Source organism: Streptomyces sp., from assembly GCF_031178505.1.
GTDB lineage: Bacteria > Actinomycetota > Actinomycetes > Streptomycetales > Streptomycetaceae > Streptomyces > Streptomyces gulbargensis.
The window spans coordinates 1-4,975 of the sequence record NZ_JAPSIW010000538.1 but is presented as its reverse complement, the minus strand read 5'-3'; the positions used below and the strand labels follow the sequence as shown (position 1 = coordinate 4,975).

The 4,975-nt window shown below is 72.2% G+C and carries 5 protein-coding genes and 1 riboswitch; all 5 genes read left to right on the top strand.

The window, feature by feature from the left end:
- The coding region (locus tag RIF68_RS27200; protein WP_309053941.1) for a transglycosylase family protein at window positions 1-1,084 on the top strand (1,084 nt) is incomplete at its 5' end.
- Window positions 1,085-1,343: 259 nt separating this feature from the next.
- Window positions 1,344-1,517, top strand: a riboswitch (cyclic di-AMP (ydaO/yuaA leader).
- A 3-nt stretch (window positions 1,518-1,520) separates the two neighbouring features.
- A complete protein-coding gene (locus RIF68_RS27195) occupies window positions 1,521-2,261 on the top strand; it encodes a transglycosylase family protein (protein ID WP_309053940.1) in 741 nt (246 codons plus the stop codon).
- Between the two features lie 267 nt (window positions 2,262-2,528).
- Entirely contained in the window at window positions 2,529-3,815 is a 1,287-nt protein-coding gene (gene eno, locus RIF68_RS27190; RefSeq protein ID WP_309053939.1) for a phosphopyruvate hydratase, read from the top strand.
- A 100-nt stretch (window positions 3,816-3,915) separates the two neighbouring features.
- Window positions 3,916-4,377, top strand: a complete 462-nt coding sequence (locus RIF68_RS27185; RefSeq protein WP_309053938.1) for a septum formation initiator family protein — start codon at window positions 3,916-3,918, stop codon at window positions 4,375-4,377.
- A 69-nt stretch (window positions 4,378-4,446) separates the two neighbouring features.
- Window positions 4,447-4,975 (top strand): DUF501 domain-containing protein (locus RIF68_RS27180; RefSeq protein ID WP_309053937.1); only part of this gene is annotated, 529 nt, incomplete at its 3' end.

Here is a 4,975-nt window from a genome sequence, read left to right as displayed (position 1 = left end):
CCCCGCTCTCGTCGTCGCGGCGGGCGTGACCGGATCCGCCATGGCGCTGCCGCTGCTCGCCACCGGATCCGCCTCCGCCGCCGACGCGGCCACCTGGGACCGGGTGGCCGAGTGCGAGTCGGGCGGCCAGTGGAGTGCCAACTTCGGCAACGGGATGTACGGCGGGCTCCAGTTCACCCAGGAGAGCTGGGAGCGGCACGGCGGGCTCGCCTACGCCCCCAGCGCCGACCTGGCCAGCCGTGCCCAGCAGATCGTGGTGGCCGAGAAGGCGCTCGCCTCGGGCGCGACCGACTGGGCCACCTGCGCCCCGATCGCCGGGCTGGACAACGACGGGAAGGCGCCGGGCGTGAACCCGGGGCCGGCCGTCACGCCGCCGGAGGAGACGGGCCCCGCCCCGGAGTCGAACCGCACGGCCGGCACGCCGACCGCCTCGCCCGCCGCGCAGGCCTCCCCGTCCTCCCCGGCCTCCTCGGTGCCCGTACCGCGGACCTCCGGCGCTCCCGCGGCCTCCTCGGCCCCGGACGCCGCCACGGCCTCCCAGGCGCCGGGAGCGGCCGGGACGACCGCCGCGCCGGACGCCTCCACCCACCCGGCCGCGCCGGACGCCCCCACCCACCCGGCCGCGCCGAGCGCGCCGACGGCTCCCGGCACCTCCGACACGCCCGGAACCTCCGGAACGTCCGAAAAGCCCCGTACGGCGGAAGGTGACGCTCCGTCGAGCGTGCCCGGCACCGGCAAGCACCGGGGCGACGCCGCCCCGGAGGAAAGCGGCAAGACGGACACTTCTGCCGAAGCGGGTCGCCACGCCGCGCCGGCGGACAAGAGCGCCGAAAGTCCGGCAAAGGCCCCGGCAGCCGACGTATCGCCGACCGGGGCGGACGCAACGGACAGTCAGGACACTTCGGGCGCCTACACGGTGCGCCCCGGGGACAACCTGACCGTCATCGCGCAGGAGAGGCAACTCCCCGGAGGCTGGACCGCCCTCTATGACGCCAACCGGCGGACGGTGGGCACCGATCCGGACCTCATCCTGCCTGGTCAGAGCCTCGATCTGACGATCGGTTCGGCGCCGTCGGCCGGGTAGTTCGAGAGGTAATGTCCGGTTCTGCTCAAGTGAGACATGGATCTCTTCGCCCCAACTGGCACGGCCCGTGCGGAAGATTTGATTCCGTGACCTCTCACCTGCGCAAACACCCTCTGCCGGAAGGCCCGTAGGGGCGTTATTTCCGCAATGAGCCCCTTTGAACTTCCGGCAGGAGTGTGGCTACGGTCGTCATCGCTCGCCACCGCGGGCCCCGTCGACCGAGAACGCCGAGTCCTGCCGCCGGCCGATGGGAACAGTCGTCGCGTAAGCGCCGTAGGCAGGAGCGGGGGACCCAAGGTAAGTGCCGGCCCCGGTCGTCGAGAAGGACGACCGACGTTCGGCTTGGGGTGAAGCCGCGTGCTAGGACACGCGGCCGGGCAACTCTTCGGCCCGAACCCGACAGCTCACCTCGCAGGCGTCGGTGAGGAGAATCTCCATGCTGTTTTCCGGCAAGGGCAAACACCGCCGTCCCTCCAAGGCCACCCAGGTCGTCACGCTCGTCGGCGTCACCGGTGCCGCCGTCGCCGCCCCGCTGATGGCCACGGGCACCGCCTCGGCCGCCACCGCCTCCGAGTGGGACCGCGTCGCCCAGTGCGAGTCCGGCGGCAACTGGTCCATCAACACGGGCAACGGCTACTACGGCGGCCTGCAGTTCTCGGCCTCCACCTGGGCCGCGTACGGCGGCACCGCCTACGCCTCGACCGCCAACCTGGCCTCGAAGTCGCAGCAGATCGCCATCGCCGAGAAGGTCCTCGCGGGCCAGGGCAAGGGCGCCTGGCCGAGCTGCGGCGTCGGCCTCTCCCGTGCCACCTACAGCGGCGGCGCCACCGAGACCCAGAAGCCGACCGGCACCACCACCTCGCCCGAGCGCCGCTCCGAGCAGCCGACCACGCGCAGCACCAAGCGCACGGCTCCGAAGGCGACCGCCCGCGAGACGTCCAAGAGCGTCACCGCCCAGGCCGCTCCGCAGGAGCGCCGCAAGACCGTCACCACCCCGACCGGCAAGAAGGTCAAGAAGGGTGACGGCGAGTACAAGGTCGCGGCCGGCGACACCCTCGCCACCATCGCCCAGGCGCACGGCGTCAAGGGCGGCTGGGCCACCCTCTACGACCTCAACCAGGACGTCGTCGAGGACGCCGACCTCATCTACCCGGGCCAGCAGCTCCACCTGAAGTGAGCCTCGCGGCCCTGACGAACCTCCCGCGGTGACCACCCCGGTCCGGCGTGCCTCCCCCCGTGCACGCCGGACCGGGGTTCCGTCCGTTACCCGTGAGTACACGCGGGCGGTTCGTCCCGGGATGCGTGCCCCCGGGTCCTTTTTCGTCCCACGGGGCGGGCGCCCGGCGGGCCGGAGCCCCCGGGCCGGTTAGGCTCTTGTCGCAAGGCGAACGAGCCTTGCGCCGTATGCGTCACACCTAGCGTCACATCCCAGAAGGAGATGCTCGTGCCGTCCATCGACGTCGTCGTAGCCCGGGAAATCCTGGACTCCCGAGGCAACCCCACGGTCGAGGTCGAGGTCGGCCTCGACGACGGCAGCACCGGCCGTGCTGCCGTCCCGTCCGGTGCCTCCACCGGTGCGTTCGAGGCCCTCGAGCTCCGTGACGGCGACCAGAACCGCTACCTCGGCAAGGGCGTCGAGAAGGCCGTCCTGGCCGTCATCGAGCAGATCGGCCCGGAGCTCGTCGGCTACGACGCCACCGAGCAGCGCCTGATCGACCAGGCCATGTTCGACCTGGACGCCACCCCCGACAAGTCCTCGCTCGGCGCCAACGCCATCCTCGGCGTCTCCCTCGCCGTCGCGCACGCCGCCTCCGAGGCCAGCGACCTCCCCCTCTTCCGCTACCTGGGCGGCCCGAACGCGCACCTGCTGCCCGTTCCGATGATGAACATCCTGAACGGCGGGTCGCACGCCGACTCGAACGTGGACATCCAGGAGTTCATGATCGCCCCGATCGGCGCGGAGTCCTTCTCCGAGGCCCTCCGCTGGGGCACCGAGGTCTACCACACCCTCAAGTCCGTCCTGAAGACCAAGGGCCTCTCCACCGGCCTCGGCGACGAGGGCGGCTTCGCCCCGAACCTGGGCTCGAACCGCGAGGCGCTGGACCTCATCCTCGAGGCCATCAAGCAGGCCGGCTACACGCCCGGCAAGGACATCGCGCTCGCGCTCGACGTCGCCGCCTCCGAGTTCTACAAGGACGGCTCCTACGAGTTCGAGGGCAAGGCCCGCTCCGCCGCCGAGATGACCGACTACTACGCGGAGCTCGTCGACGCGTACCCGCTGGTCTCCATCGAGGACCCGCTGTTCGAGGACGACTGGGACGGCTGGAAGACCATCACCGAGAAGCTGGGCTCCCGGGTCCAGCTGGTCGGCGACGACCTCTTCGTCACCAACCCGGAGCGCCTCGCCCGCGGCATCGAGGAGGGCGCCGCCAACGCGCTGCTCGTCAAGGTCAACCAGATCGGCTCGCTGACCGAGACCCTGGACGCCGTCGAGCTGGCCCAGCGCAACGGCTTCAAGTGCATGATGTCCCACCGCTCCGGCGAGACCGAGGACGTCACCATCGCCGACCTGGCCGTCGCCACCAACTGCGGCCAGATCAAGACCGGTGCCCCGGCCCGCTCCGAGCGCGTCGCCAAGTACAACCAGCTCCTGCGCATCGAGGAGATCCTGGACGACGCCGCGGTCTACGCCGGCCGCAGCGCGTTCCCGCGGTTCCGCTCCGCGAACTAAGTAAGAGGGGCAAGGGCTGACACAGCCCGTCTCCGTACGTCCCCGCACTCGGTCCCGTACCGTGTGCGGGGACGTACGCACGTACAGGGGAGGCGCGCACATGGCCCGGGACCGGTTCTCCACCGCGACCAGGATCAGGCTGCTCGGCGAGCAGACCGCCGCCCGCGTCTACCGCTCCCAGAGCCGCCGCCAGGCCCGCCGTTCCCGGCTCACCGGCCGCGCGGCCTTCCTCGCCCTCGTCGTCTGTTCCCTCGTCGTGGCGCTCGCCTATCCGATAAGGAGCTACGTCTCCCAGCAGGGCGAGATCGCCGAGCAGGAGCGGAAGGCCGCCGAGGCCGCCCGGCGGGTCGAGGAGCTGCGGGACGAGAAGGCCCGCCTCCAGGACCCGGCCTACGTCCGCCGCCTCGCCCGCGAGCACCTCCACTACGTGCTGCCCGGCGAAACCGGCTTCACCGTCGACGACCCCGGCGCGGAGCCGCGGCCCCGCAGCGGCCAGGGCCCGGCGGACCGCCCCTGGTACGACAACCTGTGGGACGGCGTGGACCGCGCCGACCGCCCCTGACCGACCCGTACGGCCGACCGCCCCGTACGCCCCCACCGATCCCGTACGACCCCGACGACCAAGGCAGACATGGAAACGCCCCCTCCGCAGACCGAACGCACCGAGCCCACCGAGGCGGACGTCGCCGCCTTCGAGGCGCAGCTCGGACGCCCGCCGCGCGGCCTGCGCGCCATCGCGCACCGCTGCCCGTGCGGCAACCCGGACGTCGTCGAGACCGCGCCCCGGCTCCCCGACGGCACCCCCTTCCCGACCACGTACTACCTCACCTGCCCCCGGGCGGCCTCGGCCATCGGCACCCTGGAGGCCAACGGGGTCATGAAGGAGATGCAGGCCCGGCTCGCCACCGACCCCGAGCTCGCCGCCGCCTACCGGGCCGCGCACGAGGACTACCTCGCGCGCCGCGACGCCATCGAGGTCCTGGAGGGCTTCCCCAGCGCCGGCGGCATGCCCGACCGGGTCAAGTGCCTGCACGTCCTGGTCGGGCACTCGCTCGTGGCGGGCCCGGGCGTCAACCCCTTCGGTGACGAGGCCCTGGCGATGCTGCCGGAGTGGTGGGCGAAGGGCCCGTGCGTCACCCCGTGCGCGGACAAGGACAAGG

What these genes read in the sequence shown, in the direction of transcription:
- RIF68_RS27195 (WP_309053940.1), top strand. Translation starts at nt 1,521, where the DNA reads ATGCTGTTTTCCGGCAAGGGCAAACACCGCCGTCCCTCCAAGGCCACC.
- RIF68_RS27185 (WP_309053938.1), top strand. Translation starts at nt 3,916, where the DNA reads ATGGCCCGGGACCGGTTCTCCACCGCGACCAGGATCAGGCTGCTCGGC.